Origin of the sequence: Hymenobacter jejuensis (genome assembly GCF_006337165.1) — a bacterium.
Taxonomy (GTDB): domain Bacteria; phylum Bacteroidota; class Bacteroidia; order Cytophagales; family Hymenobacteraceae; genus Hymenobacter; species Hymenobacter jejuensis.
In genome coordinates this window covers 3497530-3512576 of sequence record NZ_CP040896.1, presented here as the reverse complement: position 1 = coordinate 3512576, position 15047 = coordinate 3497530, and the positions used below count along the sequence as shown (strand labels likewise).

General features: G+C 51.0%; 8 protein-coding genes, 3 tRNA genes and 3 rRNA genes. 1 reads left to right on the top strand and 13 read right to left on the bottom strand.

The features are described 5' to 3' along the window. Positions 1-48 precede the first annotated feature (48 nt). From FHG12_RS14615 to FHG12_RS14555, 13 genes are all read right to left on the bottom strand, one after another. Positions 49-1035 (bottom strand): glycosyltransferase family 2 protein, encoded by a 987-nt coding sequence (locus tag FHG12_RS14615; RefSeq protein WP_139516423.1) that lies wholly within the window; start codon positions 1033-1035, stop codon positions 49-51. After that, a complete protein-coding gene (locus FHG12_RS14610) occupies positions 1028-1558 on the bottom strand; it encodes a DUF4199 domain-containing protein (RefSeq protein WP_139516422.1) in 531 nt (176 codons plus the stop codon). The genes FHG12_RS14615 and FHG12_RS14610 overlap by 8 nt, the downstream gene beginning before the upstream one ends. Positions 1559-1602: 44 nt before the next feature. Then, positions 1603-2097, bottom strand: a complete 495-nt coding sequence (locus FHG12_RS14605) for a DUF4199 domain-containing protein (protein ID WP_230471376.1) — start codon at positions 2095-2097, stop codon at positions 1603-1605. A gap of 100 nt (positions 2098-2197) precedes the next feature. Then, positions 2198-4252, bottom strand: a complete 2055-nt coding sequence (locus FHG12_RS14600; protein ID WP_139516420.1) for a BatA domain-containing protein — start codon at positions 4250-4252, stop codon at positions 2198-2200. 304 nt (positions 4253-4556) lie between these two features. Next, positions 4557-4668: ribosomal RNA gene (gene rrf / locus FHG12_RS14595) — 5S ribosomal RNA — on the bottom strand. 82 nt (positions 4669-4750) lie between these two features. Continuing rightward, positions 4751-7660, bottom strand: a 23S ribosomal RNA gene (locus FHG12_RS14590). 194 nt (positions 7661-7854) lie between these two features. After that, positions 7855-7928, bottom strand: a tRNA-Ala gene (locus tag FHG12_RS14585). Between the two features lie 36 nt (positions 7929-7964). Then, positions 7965-8038: transfer RNA gene (locus tag FHG12_RS14580), tRNA-Ile, on the bottom strand. Positions 8039-8151: 113 nt separating this feature from the next. Further along, a 16S ribosomal RNA gene (locus FHG12_RS14575) occupies positions 8152-9666 on the bottom strand. Together the 16S, 23S and 5S rRNA genes with 2 tRNA genes alongside form the textbook arrangement of a ribosomal RNA operon. Positions 9667-10262: 596 nt before the next feature. Next, positions 10263-11534 carry an adenylosuccinate synthase gene (locus FHG12_RS14570; protein WP_139516419.1) on the bottom strand — a complete coding sequence of 424 codons (1272 nt, stop codon included), beginning with the start codon at positions 11532-11534 and terminating at the stop codon, positions 10263-10265. Beyond that, positions 11534-11881, bottom strand: coding sequence for an STAS domain-containing protein (locus tag FHG12_RS14565; protein WP_139516418.1), 348 nt, complete (start codon positions 11879-11881; stop codon positions 11534-11536). Before FHG12_RS14565 ends, FHG12_RS14570 begins: the two co-directional genes overlap by 1 nt. Beyond that, a complete protein-coding gene (locus FHG12_RS14560) occupies positions 11878-12351 on the bottom strand; it encodes a Fur family transcriptional regulator (RefSeq protein ID WP_139516417.1) in 474 nt (157 codons plus the stop codon). The genes FHG12_RS14565 and FHG12_RS14560 overlap by 4 nt, the downstream gene beginning before the upstream one ends. A gap of 184 nt (positions 12352-12535) precedes the next feature. Then, positions 12536-14743, bottom strand: coding sequence for a RelA/SpoT family protein (locus tag FHG12_RS14555; protein WP_139516416.1), 2208 nt, complete (start codon positions 14741-14743; stop codon positions 12536-12538). 220 nt (positions 14744-14963) lie between these two features. Between FHG12_RS14555 and FHG12_RS14550 the strand changes: the two genes are divergently transcribed. Then, positions 14964-15045: transfer RNA gene (locus tag FHG12_RS14550), tRNA-Leu, on the top strand. Positions 15046-15047: the final 2 nt, after the last annotated feature.

The following is a 15047-nucleotide window of genomic DNA, read 5'->3' as shown; positions in this document are numbered from 1 at the left end:
GTAACTAATTGTATGTCAATTAGTTACGCATAGGGCTACTTGTTTAATTCAGATCACGTTGAGCTTCTCGCGAATCAGATATTGATTCTTGCGTGGCCCATTCAGCTGGATCATTTCGGCCAGAAAACCTGCCAGAAACAGTTGCATGCCGACCACAACGGCCACCAGCGCTAGGAAAAATAGCGGTTGGCTCGTCACATCTCGCGATTTGATATTGTGCAGCGCCAAATAGACTTTTTCGCCTACTAACCACAACGTAATAAGCATTCCGAGCACGAAGGACAAGGTGCCCATGGTACCGAAAAAGTGCATCGGGCGCCGCCGAAACCGGCTTACAAACGTGATAGACAGCAGATCCAGAAAGCCATATACGAACCGCTCCAAGCCAAACTTGGTGGTGCCGTATTTGCGTTCTTGGTGCTGCACTACTTTCTCCCCGATGTTCCGAAACCCGGCCCATTTGGCAATCACCGGGATGTAACGGTGCATTTCGCCGTACACCTCAATGCTCTTTACGACACGTTGATTATAAGCCTTTAAGCCGCAGTTAAAATCGTGTAGTGGGATACCCGAAATCCAGCGGGTTACGCCGTTAAAGAGCTTGGTAGGAATGGTCTTGCTGATTGGGTCGTAACGCTTTCTTTTCCAACCACTTACCAGATCGTAGTTACCCTCCACAATCATGTGGTAGAGTTCGGGCAACTCTTCGGGCGAGTCCTGCAAATCGGCATCCATGGTGCAGACTACCCGGCCTTCTGCCGCCTTAAAGCCTACATTCAAAGCCGCCGATTTGCCGTAGTTGCGGTTGAAACGAATGCCTCGTAGGTGGGTATCGATGTCGGACAATTCTTCGATGATACTCCAAGAAGAATCCGTGGAGCCGTCGTCGACCAAAATAACTTCGTATGTGAGTCCATGCTGGCTCAGTACGCGGTTGATCCAGCGTGTCAGTTCCGGCAAGGATTCGGCCTCATTGAGCAAGGGGATAACAATGGAAAGCTCAACTGGGAAATGGTGCGGCAGGCGCTTACTCAAACTCAGGACGATTATGTTTGGTGATGGCGGAGATGATGAGGGAAAGAATAAAGCCGATCACGACGGCCCCCACAATGGCAAACACCAAGCCGAGCGGTCCCGTGCTAAATTTTTGGGACGTATTGACAGCTTGCTCAATTTGCTCGTCAGTCATGTTGCCTGCTTGGGCCATTTTCTCACGTGCCACATCAATTCCGCGTTGCATTGCCGACGGGTCAATGAATTCTAAGTACACATAACGAAAAATTCCGCCTAGAATACCCGAAACGAGCGACATCAAGGTGCCAATACCCAAGCCTTGCCCATAGGACATGAAGCCGCCGTTGTTGTCTTTGTAGAACTTATGCGCGAGTACAAGACCTCCAATCCAGATGGCAAGCGCAACCAACCCTAGTGCGGTATTGCCCTCCTGCTTGGTCACGAAAAGGATGAACGAATAGATGACAGAAACCAGCCCCGTCAGCAACCCATATCGAATGGCAGTAGAAGTGGTTGTAACAGCAGCAGTAGAGGTGTTTTCCATGATCGTTGGGTGTTTGGTTTAGTATAAATAAATGAAAATCAGCATTATTTCCGAAAGAAAATCCCTCCTGGCACACTAATCAACAACCCAAACAGGATCTTATTTTTAAAGTCATCGGCGGCAAACCCTTGCGGGGTGCGGGCCAGTCCCTGCCGGGTGCGCTCGTATTGTTCCAAGCCGTGCGGTTGCTTCAGAAAATCGGCTTTGCTTGCTGCCAGCAGTTGATCCATTTCAGATAAGTGCCTCTGTATGGGCGCGTTACCTGTAATTCTAGCAAAACCGTACACTCCTGCCGCCGATACCAAGGCTATGAAGAAAGTAGTGAGTAGGCCAACGCCAATTGCTCGGCCTAACCCTGGACCTTCAGGTTGAAATTTCCGACGAAGCACGCCTTGGCTCAGGATTGCCGCCAACGGCGGGATGAAGAAGGTCATGAGCCTTTTGGGGCCATATGGGTTATTGCCCGTCAGGTATAGGCCTATAACCCAGAGAATGCATACAATACCTGCACTTACACCCCATTGAATGGCAGTGCGCACAACTGTTTGCCTGGCTGAAAGTGAAGAATTCACGCGTAGCTCGAAAGTGAGGCAGCAAGATAGAGTACTTTCCTCAAATCAAAGGACGCCATTAATAGTGTTAGGCTGCTACTGCGGGCCTATTGGCTTGCACTTTTGGTTTAGCTCTTATAGTGAGAACCTCTAACAACAAGAAAGCGAGCGAGATCCATAAACAATAACGCCACAGCGGCTTGCCTACACGCTCGGCCCGATATTGGGAAGCTACTGAACCACCTTTGGCAGGATCATAGACGTGTATGTTAGGCTGGTCGGGGCCGATCATCTTGCGCAAGTCATCGGCGGAATACTGTGCCAACTCAGATTCACGCTTGTCGAAGTTGAACGCTAGCGTTGCCAGCTTCTTCCCATTTTGCTCAAGTGCATAAAAGCCGGGTTCAGTCATCCCAGAAGGCACATCAAACCGGAGTACTCCTGCTTGTATTCGTTGCGCCGGAATGAAGCTCAGACTGTCTTTGGTGAGCTTGAAAACCTGATCAGCTTTTTGCAGCACCGATTGTGGTAAGGTAAATGCCACTGCTCGCTGGTTGAGACGATAGGCAATCTGCTGATCGCTCCGGTAGCTTTGCATTGCCAGCCGATACATTACCGGCACAAAGAGGACATGCGAGGTAAAATCAGAATAAGTGGTATTAAAGGGAGCAGAAAATAAATATACAGCAGCTTGACCGTTGGAAAATCCGGCTAAGTACCCACTCCCGTCCCGCATTTGAAGCACGTCACTCCCCGATCGCGACCAGCGTAAAACTGGAGCTGCCTTCGGCATGATTGGCTGGCGGTTTTGCGCAGCAAATACATCTTTAAAGAATGGATTTTGCGGGCTTGGAGTAGCCATTTCCTGAAGTTCGGGAGCACCAGAGGATCTTTCTTCCCATTGCACCACTCCTATTCCTAACTCTCTAAACAACTGGTTGTAGGTATCATGGCCAACAGCACCCGCCGGTGGAACAATGACAATAGAAGTCCCCTGTTGCAGTGCTCGCGTCAAACTTTCTCGTAGAGACGCATCTACCCGCGGTAGCTCTTGTAACACAACTAAATTAGCCGTTGCCAACGAACGATAATTTGTAGACTGAGGCTGGCTAGCTGTGAATGCAAATAATGGCTCATTTCCATACAACTGCTCGAGAGCAGCCGTGGTGTTGCCGATGCCTAGTACTTTGATCTGAGGAGACGGTTGCAGCGTGAAGTAATACGTGTTATCGAACGTCACCGGAAAATCCTCAACCTCAACACGACACTTCCGAAGGCCATTTTCAGTGAGGCGAACCTGCACAACAGAAGTTGACGTCTTTCCAGCTTCTATTGTAGCACGATATACTGTTGCTTGTTGCTCAGCAATGAAAAGCTTTACCTGAACATCCTTAGCAAGTGCATTACCGCCATTGCGGACTCTTATTTTTAAAGAAATGTTGTTCCCAGAACGCACGAAAGCATCATCTAGCGCAATGCTATCAACATACACATTAGCAGCTTCTTGTGAAGCTATTGGCACCAACAATACATCTTTAGTGGAATCTACACCTCGCAAAAACTGAGGAGAGAAGGCATTCTTCTGAAAATCGGAAATAATAAATGTTTGCGCTATTCTACTTCTACTAAAATTAGTTTGTGCAATCGCTGACTTTAAACTACGAGCTTGTCCTGAAATAGTAAGCTGTTTGAGTGCAGCTTGGTAAGCAGAAGCGTTCAGTATACTCTTAGGTCCTTCTTGAAGCAAAAAGCTAGTATTATTTACAAAAGCATTAGGCAAACCTTGAGCTTGCTCCACAGCGTCATCAAAAACCGACTGTTCATTATTACCTCTCGCCTGCATACTAGGCGAGTTGTCGATAAGTACAGCGATAGCGCTTCCAGTCGTTTTTTGTTCTTTCGAGGCAGGGATAAAAGGCTGAGCAAAAGCAAGAATCAGGAAAAACAAACATCCAATACGTGCTAAGAGTACTATGATGTGCTTTAACTTCCTCTGCTTTGCGCTAATAAGTTTCACTTCTCGGATGAAACCAACGTTCGTAAAAGCTAGTCTTTGAGGTCGTCGTAATTCAAAGAGGTGTATTAATACTGGAACACCTAACGTAACCAAACTCAACAAAAACCAAGGATATGTAATTGACATTTGGACCTAATTCTTTCAAAAGCCGGTAATAATACAAGAAACGCGTTAAAGATATGATTCGTCTAAACTTTGGTCCGTTCCGTCTTGTAAAATAGGTAAATGCTATAAAAAAAGCCCTGATACCGTTAACGGCACCAAGGCTTCATAACTAAAGATGTTTTAGAGGTCACTTTCTACTTTCCTTGCATCTCGATATCAGACTAGCTTGCGAGGAGGGGTAAACGCGGGGCGGCCCCCGCCCCGCATCCCTGGCCCCCGAAGCGGGGCAGGGACGCGGGGGCGGGGGCCGCGGGCAAAACAACAAGGTTGGCGGCGACCGACTCTCCCGCCGGTGAAGGCAGTACCATGGGCGCTCCGGGGCTTAACGGCTCTGTTCGGAATGGGAAGAGGTGAACCCCCGGGCTAAAGCCACCATTGCTGGCGGGGGTGCGGGTTCAGGGCACCCCAAAAAACGTTGACGCAGGCAACGGGTAAGAAGAACAGGGGCCCCAAGCGGGGTGCCCGAAGCGTTCGGGTCATTAGTACGGCTCGGCTGCGGCATTTCTGCCGGTAGACCTGCCGCCTATCAACGTGGTCATCTCCCACGACCCTTCAATTGGGACATCTCATCTTGAGGTGAGTTTCGCACTTAGATGCTTTCAGCGCTTATCTCATCCCAGCGTAGCTACCCGGCGCTGCAGCTGGCGCCACAACCGGTGCACTAGCGGCTGGTCCATCCCGGTCCTCTCGTACTAAGGACAGGTCCTCTCAAATGTCCAACGCCCGCAACAGATAGGGACCGAACTGTCTCACGACGTTCTGAACCCAGCTCGCGTGCCACTTTAATCGGCGAACAGCCGAACCCTTGGGACCTTCTCCAGCCCCAGGACGTGACGAGCCGACATCGAGGTGCCAAACCTCCCCGTCGATATGAGCTCTTGGGGGAGATCAGCCTGTTATCCCCGGCGTACCTTTTATCCTTTGAGCGATGGCCCTTCCATGCGGAACCACCGGATCACTATATCCGTCTTTCGACCCTGCTCGGCTTGTAGGCCTCACAGTCAAGCCCGCTTCTGCTATTGCGCTCTGCGTACGGTTACCAAGCGTACTGAGCGGACCTTTGAAAGCCTCCGATACTTTTTTGGAGGCGACCACCCCAGTCAAACTACCCACCAGCCACTGTTTCCGTGTTCCAGATTAGGCACCGAGCAACACAAGGGTGGTATTTCAACGTCGGCTCCCCGAGACCTAGCGGCCCCGGCTCAACGCCTCCCACCTATCCTACACATGTGTTGCCCAGCGTCAATGGCAAGCTATAGTAAAGGTGCACGGGGTCTTTCCGTCCCGTTGCGGGTACTCGGCATCTTCACCGAGACTACAATTTCACCGAGCTCACGGCTGAGACAGCGCCCAGATCGTTACACCATTCGTGCAGGTCGGAACTTACCCGACAAGGAATTTCGCTACCTTAGGACCGTTATAGTTACGGCCGCCGTTTACCGGGGCTTCGATTCAAACCTTCGCCTTGCGACTAAGTTCCCCTCTTAACCTTCCGGCACCGGGCAGGTGTCAGACCTTATACTTCCGCTTGCGCGTTCGCAAAGTCATGTGTTTTTGTTAAACAGTCGCCTGGGCCTTTTCACTGCGGCTTCTCTGCTTGCGCAGAGGAAGCGTCCCTTCTCCCGAAGTTACAGGACCATTTTGCCGAGTTCCTTGGCCGTGATTCACTCGAGCGCCTCAGGATGCTCTCCTTGACTACCTGTGTCGGTTTGCGGTACGGGTTATCCAGCGGTAAACGCTTAGCAGGTTTTCTTGGCAGTCTGATTAGGCACGCTATCCCGTTGGCCGAGGCCGCCGGGTACTATCACGTTTCAGCAAAGTCGGCGGATTTACCTACCGTCCCTATACCTACGCGCTTCAACGGGCACTTCCGTCCGCCCGCGGTGCTTTCACTTCTGCGTCACTGCATCACTCCACTGGATAAGTGCGGGAATATCAACCCGCTGTCCATCGACGTAGCCTCTCGGCGTAGCCTTAGGTCCCGACTAACCCTGCTCCGATTAGCGTTGAGCAGGAAACCTTAGTCTATCGGCGGGCCGGTTTCTCACCGGCCTTATCGTTACTCATGCCTACATTTGCTTTTCTGGCCGCTCCACCGTCCCTGACAGGACGACTTCACCGCTGACCAGAATGCTCCCCTACCACTTCTACCAAAGTAGAAATCCATCGCTTCGGTACCGGACTTGATGCCCGCGTATTATCGATGCCCTGTCGCTCGACCAGTGAGCTGTTACGCACTCTTTAAATGAATGGCTGCTTCCAAGCCAACATCCTGGCTGTCAAAGCAACTGGACCTCCTTTGTTCAACTTAGTCCGAATTTAGGGACCTTAGCGGATGGTCTGGGTTCTTTCCCTCTCGGCCTGGGACCTTAGCACCCCAAGCCTCACTGCCGGCTATATCAACGGGCATTCGGAGTTCGTCAGGATTCGGTAGGCTGTGACACCCCCTAGTCCTATCGGTAGCTCTACCTCCCGCTGACTCCACGCCGACGCTGTACCTAAATACATTTCGGGGAGTACGAGCTATTTCTCAGTTTGATTGGCCTTTCACCCCTACCCACAGGTCATCCAAATCCTTTTCAACGGAAACTGGTTCGGGCCTCCAGTTGGTTTTACCCAACCTTCACCCTGCCCATGGGTAGATCACAAAGTTTCGCGTCTACCTCCCCCGACTTCGCGCCCTGTTCAGACTCGCTTTCGCTGCGGCTCCGTGCTTCCAAGCACTTAACCTTGCCGGAGAAGAGTAACTCGTAGGCTCATTATGCAAAAGGCACGCCGTCACCCCACAAAAGGGCTCCGACCGCTTGTAAGCACACGGTTTCAGGTTCTTTTCACTCCGCTATTCGCGGTTCTTTTCACCTTTCCCTCACGGTACTGGTTCACTATCGGTCTCTCAGGAGTATGTAGCCTTGGCGGATGGTGCCGCCGGATTCAAACGGGATTTCTCCGGTCCCGCCCTACTCAGGAATCCGCTACCGTACCCAATCCGTTCGCTTACGGGATTCTCACCCTCTGTGATCGACTTTCCCACGTCGTTCGGCTAAGATTGGGTAATCAGATGTTGCGGTCCTACAACCCCAGGCCGGCCGTAACCGGCTTGGTTTGGGCTTGTCCCCGTTCGCTCGCCACTACTTGGGGAATCATTAGTTATTTTCTGTTCCTCCGGGTACTTAGATGTTTCAGTTCCCCGGGTTTGCCCCGTGCCTCATACAAGGCACAGTCCCTGCTCTTCAAGCAGGGGGGTTGCCCCATTCGGAAATCACCGGATCAGCGGATATGTGCTCCTCCCCAGTGCTTATCGCAGCTTATCACGTCCTTCGTCGCCTCTGAGAGCCTAGGCATCCCCCGTGTGCCCTTGCTTACTTCTTGGCCTCTGTGCGCTGAACGCACAGAGCGCTTGGGGCCGGGCTGTTGGGCCCGGCCTTTTCTTCTTACTCGTTACACTACGTCAAAGAACGTGTGCCCCCCGTTGGGAGCAGCGCAGAGGAGGCGCCCGTATAGGCAAACCACTTCTGTATATAATATTGAATTCTGTGTTCCCACTTGGAACACCTTCAATTCAGTGGAGAATAACGGATTCGAACCGTTGACCCCCTGCGTGCAAGGCAGGTGCTCTAGCCAGCTGAGCTAATCCCCCATGTTGAATTCCCAGCGGCCGTTCCGCTATGTTCAGTGGGCCTGCGTGGACTCGAACCACGGACCTCTACATTATCAGTGTAGCGCTCTAACCACCTGAGCTACAAGCCCGGGTTTCGATAAACATCGAATCCGAAGAATATTATTTGAATGAAGGATGAACGAATGGATAAAAGACCATTTTATCGATGTGATTAACAACGTCATAAGCAAGACCGCTCCAGAAAGGAGGTGATCCAGCCGCACCTTCCGGTACGGCTACCTTGTTACGACTTAGCCCCAGTTACCTGTTCTACCCTAACTGGCTTCTGTGACGAGCACCAGCTTCAGGTCTACCAGACTTCCATGGCTTGACGGGCGGTGTGTACAAGGCCCGGGAACGTATTCACCGCGTCATTGCTGATACGCGATTACTAGCGATTCCAGCTTCACGAAGTCGAGTTGCAGACTTCGATCCGAACTGAGAACGGTTTTTTGAGATTGGCGTCTGCTCGCGCAGTAGCGACCCTCTGTACCGTCCATTGTAGCACGTGTGTAGCCCTAGGCGTAAGGGCCATGATGACCTGACGTCGTCCCCGCCTTCCTCACTGCTTGCGCAGGCAGTCCTGTTAGAGTCCCCATCATAACATGCTGGCAACTAACAGTAGGGGTTGCGCTCGTTGCGGGACTTAACCCAACACCTCACGGCACGAGCTGACGACGGCCATGCAGCACCTTGCTTTGTGTCCCGAAGGAAAGCGTGGTCTCCCACGCGGTCACGCGCATTCTAGCCTAGGTAAGGTTCCTCGCGTATCATCGAATTAAACCACATGCTCCACCGCTTGTGCGGGCCCCCGTCAATTCCTTTGAGTTTCACCCTTGCGGGCGTACTCCCCAGGTGGGATACTTAACGCTTTCGCTAAGTCACAGACCGTGTATCGCCTGCAACGAGTATCCATCGTTTACGGCGTGGACTACCAGGGTATCTAATCCTGTTCGCTCCCCACGCTTTCGTGCCTCAGTGTCAGTACCAGCCTAGTCAGCTGCCTACGCAATCGGGGTTCTAGAAGGTATCTATGCATTTCACCGCTACACCTTCTATTCCGCCAACCTCGTCTGGACTCAAGCCCTGCAGTATCCATGGCAGTTCTGCTGTTGAGCAGCAGGCTTTCACCACGGACTTACAAGGCCACCTACGCACCCTTTAAACCCAATAAATCCGGACAACGCTTGCACCCTCCGTATTACCGCGGCTGCTGGCACGGAGTTAGCCGGTGCTTATTCCTCAGGTACCGTCAGTGTACCTCGCAAGGTCTTTTTCTTCCCTGAGAAAAGCCGTTTACAACCCAGAAGGCCTTCATCCGGCACGCGGCATGGCTGGGTCAGCCTCTCGGCCATTGCCCAATATTCCCTACTGCTGCCTCCCGTAGGAGTCTGGCCCGTATCTCAGTGCCAGTGTGGGGGATCGCCCTCTCAGGTCCCCTAAGCATCGTCGCCTTGGTGGGCCGTTACCCCGCCAACTAGCTAATGCTACGCAACCCCATCCTTGACCGATGAATCTTTACCAGTTGCCCGATGCCGGGCTGCTGGTTTATGCGGTATTAATCCGCCTTTCGGCGGGCTATCCCCCAGTCAAGGGCAGGTTGGTTACGCGTTACGCACCCGTGCGCCACTAGCGGTATTGCTACCGCCCGTTCGACTTGCATGTATTAGGCCTGCCGCTAGCGTTCATCCTGAGCCAGGATCAAACTCTCCATTGTATAAATTACTTGCTGCCTTTGCCGAAGCAAAGACCATGTCGAGTGCTGATCTTGCTCACTATTGACGTTGTCATTTAATTCGCGTCGCTTGGTCTTATTTAGTATTCTTACATTCTGGTTGCCCAGAAGTGGTAGTATACTTACCATTCGTTCATTCCAAACATTCAAAGAACATGAGCTTCTTTCTTTTAAAGAAGCAGAGCGGCTACTTATTTAGCCGTTGTTTAATCTCTTAACCGAGCGTCTTTTCGTTCGGGGTTGCAAAGGTAAAAACCTTTTTATACTTGCCAAATAAAAAAGGAGATTTTATTTTTTAATCCCTCAATCATTTTCTCTTTATCCAAGCAGGGGTGCAAAGGTAAAAAACTTTTTGCTGTTTAGAACAACAACCAGAAATTCTTTTTTACCCGCCTCCTTTTGATTTGGGAGTGCAAAACTAGAACATCAATTGTTGATTGTCAAGAGTTTTTATTAACTTTTTTTTCAATCTACTTCTTGAGAGAACTAGTAGCACCATTTTGTTGGCCGATTGCCAAAACAGGATGACAAAGATACGGCGAGTCCTGATGATGTCAAGGCTCGCCGTATTCTTTTTTCTAGCTCAGGTGAAGAGTACTGACTCGGTCAGGACCCACACTTACAATTCGGATAGGTACTTGTAACTGTTCCTCAAGGAATTGCAAATACTGCTTAAGCTCTATAGGCAACCTTTCAGGATCTGAAATATTTTGCAACTCAGTACGCCAGCCGGGTAATGTTATGTAGACTGGAGTGAGTGTTTCAAGCAAGCTTAGGTCTGGGAGTTGCGTGGTTTCTTCTCCCGAAGGAGTAAGATAATGCGTACAAACCTTGAGCTCGTCGAACTCGTCGAGTACGTCTGCCTTCATTAAGTGGAGCTCAGTGACTCCGTTAAGCATTATGCTATAGCGTAGAGAAGGTATGTCAATCCAGCCGCAGCGGCGTGGACGACCAGTAGTAGAACCAAACTCACGGCCTGCTTGTCTGATCCGCTCCCCTATTTCATCATGCAATTCGGTAGGAAATGGTCCGCTTCCCACGCGTGTACAATAAGCTTTGCTAATGCCATACACACGGTCAATGTGAGCGGGAGCAATGCCTAAGCCTGTGCAAGCTCCTGCTACAACAGTGCTGGAAGAAGTAACAAACGGATATGTGCCGAAGTCAATGTCCAGCAGTGAGCCTTGAGCCCCCTCAGCTAATATGCGTTTGCCTTGCCGAAGAAGATCGTTAAGCAAGTATTCGGTATCGGCTAAACGAAGCGTACGCAGGAAGTCAACGGCCGAAAAGAAATCATCTTCAAACGGCTCGATTTCTAGTTCACGACCGTGAAAAGCGGCGAGTTTAGCGTGGCGCGCAACGGCCTCTGCATAACGCTCCTGAAAATTAGGATGCAGTATGTCTCCTACTCGCAAACCAGTCCGGCCAATCTTGTCTTGGTAGGTCGGCCCGATACCCTTCAAAGTTGAGCCGATTTTACCGCCGCCACGAGCTTCTTCCGAGATACGATCGAGGGCACGGTGCGATGGCAGAATAAGCTGAGCCTTTTTTGAAACGTAAAGATTACGAGAGGCATCTATCCCTCTATCGGTAAGCTTCTGAAATTCAGTCCGGAATACGACAGGATCTAAGACGACCCCATTGCCAACAACATTTATAATGTGCGGATGAAAAATGCCGGAGGGCACTTGGTGCAGCACATGTTTTTGTCCGTCGAAGGTAAGCGTGTGTCCAGCATTCGGGCCACCTTGAAAACGGGCTACTACATCATAAGTGGGGGCTAAAACATCGACAATTTTGCCTTTTCCTTCGTCACCCCACTGTAATCCAACAAGTACGTCAACGGGCATTAGCTTACGGCTTTCAGTTGTTGAGCGGCCGTTACGTCGTCGTCCGCAATCGTGAAAATTGAATTTAGCTTGGTGATGAGCAGCAGCTTACGAATATGCTCGGAAGGATTGATCAGCACTAACTCCCCTCCTTGGTTGCGAAACTTGGTTAAGATCGAAACCAAGACGCCAATACCGGTGCTGTTGATAAAGCGTACGTTTGACAAATCGACCGCGCAGAGCGTGATGGCGTCGCCGAGGTGGTCGTTTACAGTTTGGAGAAGCGGTTGGGTATCGGGGCTACCGATCAGGTCGCCGGCTAGGCGGACGTACAGGATGCCATTTTGCAGGGCAGATTCAGTTTTCATTCAGCTTGAGAACGGGCAGCGGCTTTGGCGCGGCAATCGCCGCACACGCCGTAAAGATTTAAAGAGTGGTGCAAGATATGGAAATTCAAAAGGTCGCCGACCATCGTCTGGATGCCGTGAATGCGCGGGTCGCAGAACTCGACCACCTTATGGCATTCGGTGCAGATCACGTGGTCGTGCTGCCGGTAGCCATATGATTTCTCGTATTGGGCAAGGTTTCGACCAAACTGGTGCTTACTTACCAAGCCGTGCTCTACTAGCAAATCGAGAGTGTTATAGACGGTTGCACGGCTTACTTGCAAGCCCTGCTCCTTCATGCCGGCAAACAGCTCCTCGACATCAAAGTGGCCCGTACGCGAATATATTTCTTCCAAAATGGCGTAGCGTTCCGACGTTTTTCGCAAACCTTTATTTTCTAAGTAGGCGGTGAAGATTTTTTTCACCTCTTCATACTTCTCTTGGTCAAGCATTTTGCACCATATATATAAGGAGTGGCAAAGGTAAGCATTGCAACAGCATAAGCCAGATAGTAACTAGGAAGCACTTATTTTGACTATTTATATAAACATCTGATAACCAACTGTTTATATAAACAAGCTTAATACTAAGTTATTCCCTCACATACTTTATATACTACCTAAGACTTTTATTGGCTTAAGAATCAAAACGCTCGACCCCTAATACGCCATTCACCCTAGACAGGCGTTGAATGAGTTTGTTGAGATGGTCCGTGTCATTGACAAATACCATGATCTGGCCTTCGAACATGCCGTCGTTGGAGTCGATGGTGATGGAGCGCATGTTGACTTTCAGGCTGTTGGAGATAATTCTGGTAACGTCGTTTACCAAGCCAACCCGGTCTGAACCTTTGATGCGGATGCCAGCTAAGAAAGCCAACTCCAATTGATCAGTCCATTTGGCGCGCACAATGCGGTTGCCATAATTAGACATCAGCTGCACGGCTTTAGGGCAAGACGTCCGGTGAATGACAATGCCCGTCTCTGTTTCAAAACCGAATACATCATCGCCCGGAATCGGGTTGCAGCAAGGTGCTATGGTGTAATCGAACTTGTTGGTGTGCTCTCCGATCACCAGCATGTCAGCCCGCACCCCACGGATCTTTTGCACTTCCTGGTCAAATGCCTTGGGCTCAAGCCTAGACGGCTGCCGTGGCGATGCCGTGGCTGAGTCGAACAGGTTTTCTTTGATTTCGCGCCCGTCGATCTGCCCGACTGCCAACCGATAAAAAAAGTCCTGCGGATTGTAAATATTAAAATGGGTTAGCAGGCGGTTGAGGTTATCGGGAGTAAACTCTACGCCAAGCAGTTCCAGCCGCTTCTCGACAAGAAAGCGGCCATCTTCGGCTTTCGTGCGTTTGTCGTCGCGCAGGTAATCTTTAATTCGGGTACGTGCTTTCGATGTGATGACGTATTGCAACCATTCCTCGGTGGGGCGCTGTTTTTGCGAGGTTAAAATCTCGACTTGGTCGCCGTTGCGCAGTTGATAGCTTAGCGGCTCCAGCTTTTGGTTGACCTTTGCGCCCAGGCATTGCAGGCCGATATGCGTATGAATTTCGAACGCGAAGTCTAAAGCCGTAGCCTTATCAGGCAGAATTACCAGCTTTCCTTTGGGTGTAAAAGCGTAAACCTCTTTCACGAAAAGATTCTGGCGGAATTCGTCCATGAACTCGAGCGCACTCGAATTGTTCGTTTCGAGCATCTCGCGCACCTTGTTGATCCAGGCTTCCAAGCTGGATTCGGGCTGTACCGAACCAGTGTCCTTGTATTTCCAGTGGGCAGCGTAGCCTTTTTCGGCAATATCGTCCATGCGGCGCGAGCGAATCTGTACTTCCACCCACTGGCCGCTGCGCGACATAACGGTGGTGTGCAGGCTTTCATAGCCATTGGCTTTGGGTGTGCTGACCCAATCGCGCAGCCTATCGGGGTTAGGCTGATAGAAATCGGTAACGATGGAATATACCTGCCAACACGCTGCCTTTTCCTGCTCCTGCGGCACATCCAAGATTACCCGAATGGCAAACAGGTCATATACCTCGTCGAACGTGACGTTCTGTTTGCGCATTTTGCGCAGTATGGAGTAGATGGACTTGGGCCGGCCTTTGATCTCAAAGTCGAAGCCTTGCATCTTCAGCTCTTCATCAATGGGCGCGACAAATTCTTTGATGAACCGGTTACGCGCACTGCGGCTCTGCCGGACCTTATTTACCAGCTCGTTGTAAACCTCTGTATCAGTGTATTTTAGATAAAGATCTTCCAACTCGCTTTTTATCGCATATAGCCCGAGGCGGTGTGCTAGGGGCGCATAGAGGTAAATGGTTTCGGAAGCTATCTTGAGCTGCTTGTGGCGCGGCATCGAGTCGAGAGTGCGCATGTTGTGCAAGCGGTCGGCAATCTTGATTAAGATCACGCGTACATCTTCCGAAAGCGTCAGCAGCATCTTGCGGAAGTTTTCGGCTTGCTCGGAAGTGCCGTATTCAAAAACGCCCGAAATCTTCGTCAGGCCATCGATGATGCGGGCGACTTTGGTCCCGAATTCGCGCTCCACGTCGGAGATCTCCATCGGCGTGTCTTCGACTACATCGTGCAGCAGCGCCGAAACGATGCTGGTAGTGCCCAGGCCGATTTCCTCCACCGCAATCTGGGCGACGGCCAGCGGATGCAGGATGTAGGGTTCGCCGGACTTCCGGCGCATGTCTTTGTGGGCCTCCAACGAAGTGTTGAACGCTTTCTTGATGAGTTTGGCGTCGTTGCCGTGCAGGTAAGGCTTGGCAGTACGGAGCAGACGACGGTATTGCCGAAGGATCTCGTTACGCTCTACTTCGGGATCAATGAGGGTTGCCATGGGTGCGAATCGGAGCCGAGGCTCCGTAGTGATATCTGCTAAAGTACGAAAGCATGGAGAGGTTTTGCCGCGCTTTACTGGGTTTATAACAGGCGGGCGGCCAGAAAAGATCTGGGTTTGGAGCCAACCAGCCGATAAGGTTGCGGCTCATTTTTTTCTGTTGTTTGAATTTCAAGCCTCGTTGCTTAGCTTTGCGCCCCCAAGGCAAACGGCCTTGCATGCGGATGTGGCGAAATTGGTAGACGTGCCAGACTTAGGATCTGGTGCCGCAAGGCGTGTGGGTTCGAGTCCCTCCATCCGCACT

Bases quoted from the DNA above. Each gene is read 5' to 3' on its own strand.
- FHG12_RS14610 (WP_139516422.1), bottom strand. From the start codon at position 1,558: ATGGAAAACACCTCTACTGCTGCTGTTACAACCACTTCTACTGCCATT.
- FHG12_RS14600 (WP_139516420.1), bottom strand. From the start codon at position 4,252: ATGTCAATTACATATCCTTGGTTTTTGTTGAGTTTGGTTACGTTAGGT.
- FHG12_RS14570 (WP_139516419.1), bottom strand. From the start codon at position 11,534: ATGCCCGTTGACGTACTTGTTGGATTACAGTGGGGTGACGAAGGAAAA.
- FHG12_RS14565 (WP_139516418.1), bottom strand. From the start codon at position 11,881: ATGAAAACTGAATCTGCCCTGCAAAATGGCATCCTGTACGTCCGCCTA.
- FHG12_RS14560 (WP_139516417.1), bottom strand. From the start codon at position 12,351: ATGCTTGACCAAGAGAAGTATGAAGAGGTGAAAAAAATCTTCACCGCC.
- FHG12_RS14555 (WP_139516416.1), bottom strand. From the start codon at position 14,743: ATGGCAACCCTCATTGATCCCGAAGTAGAGCGTAACGAGATCCTTCGG.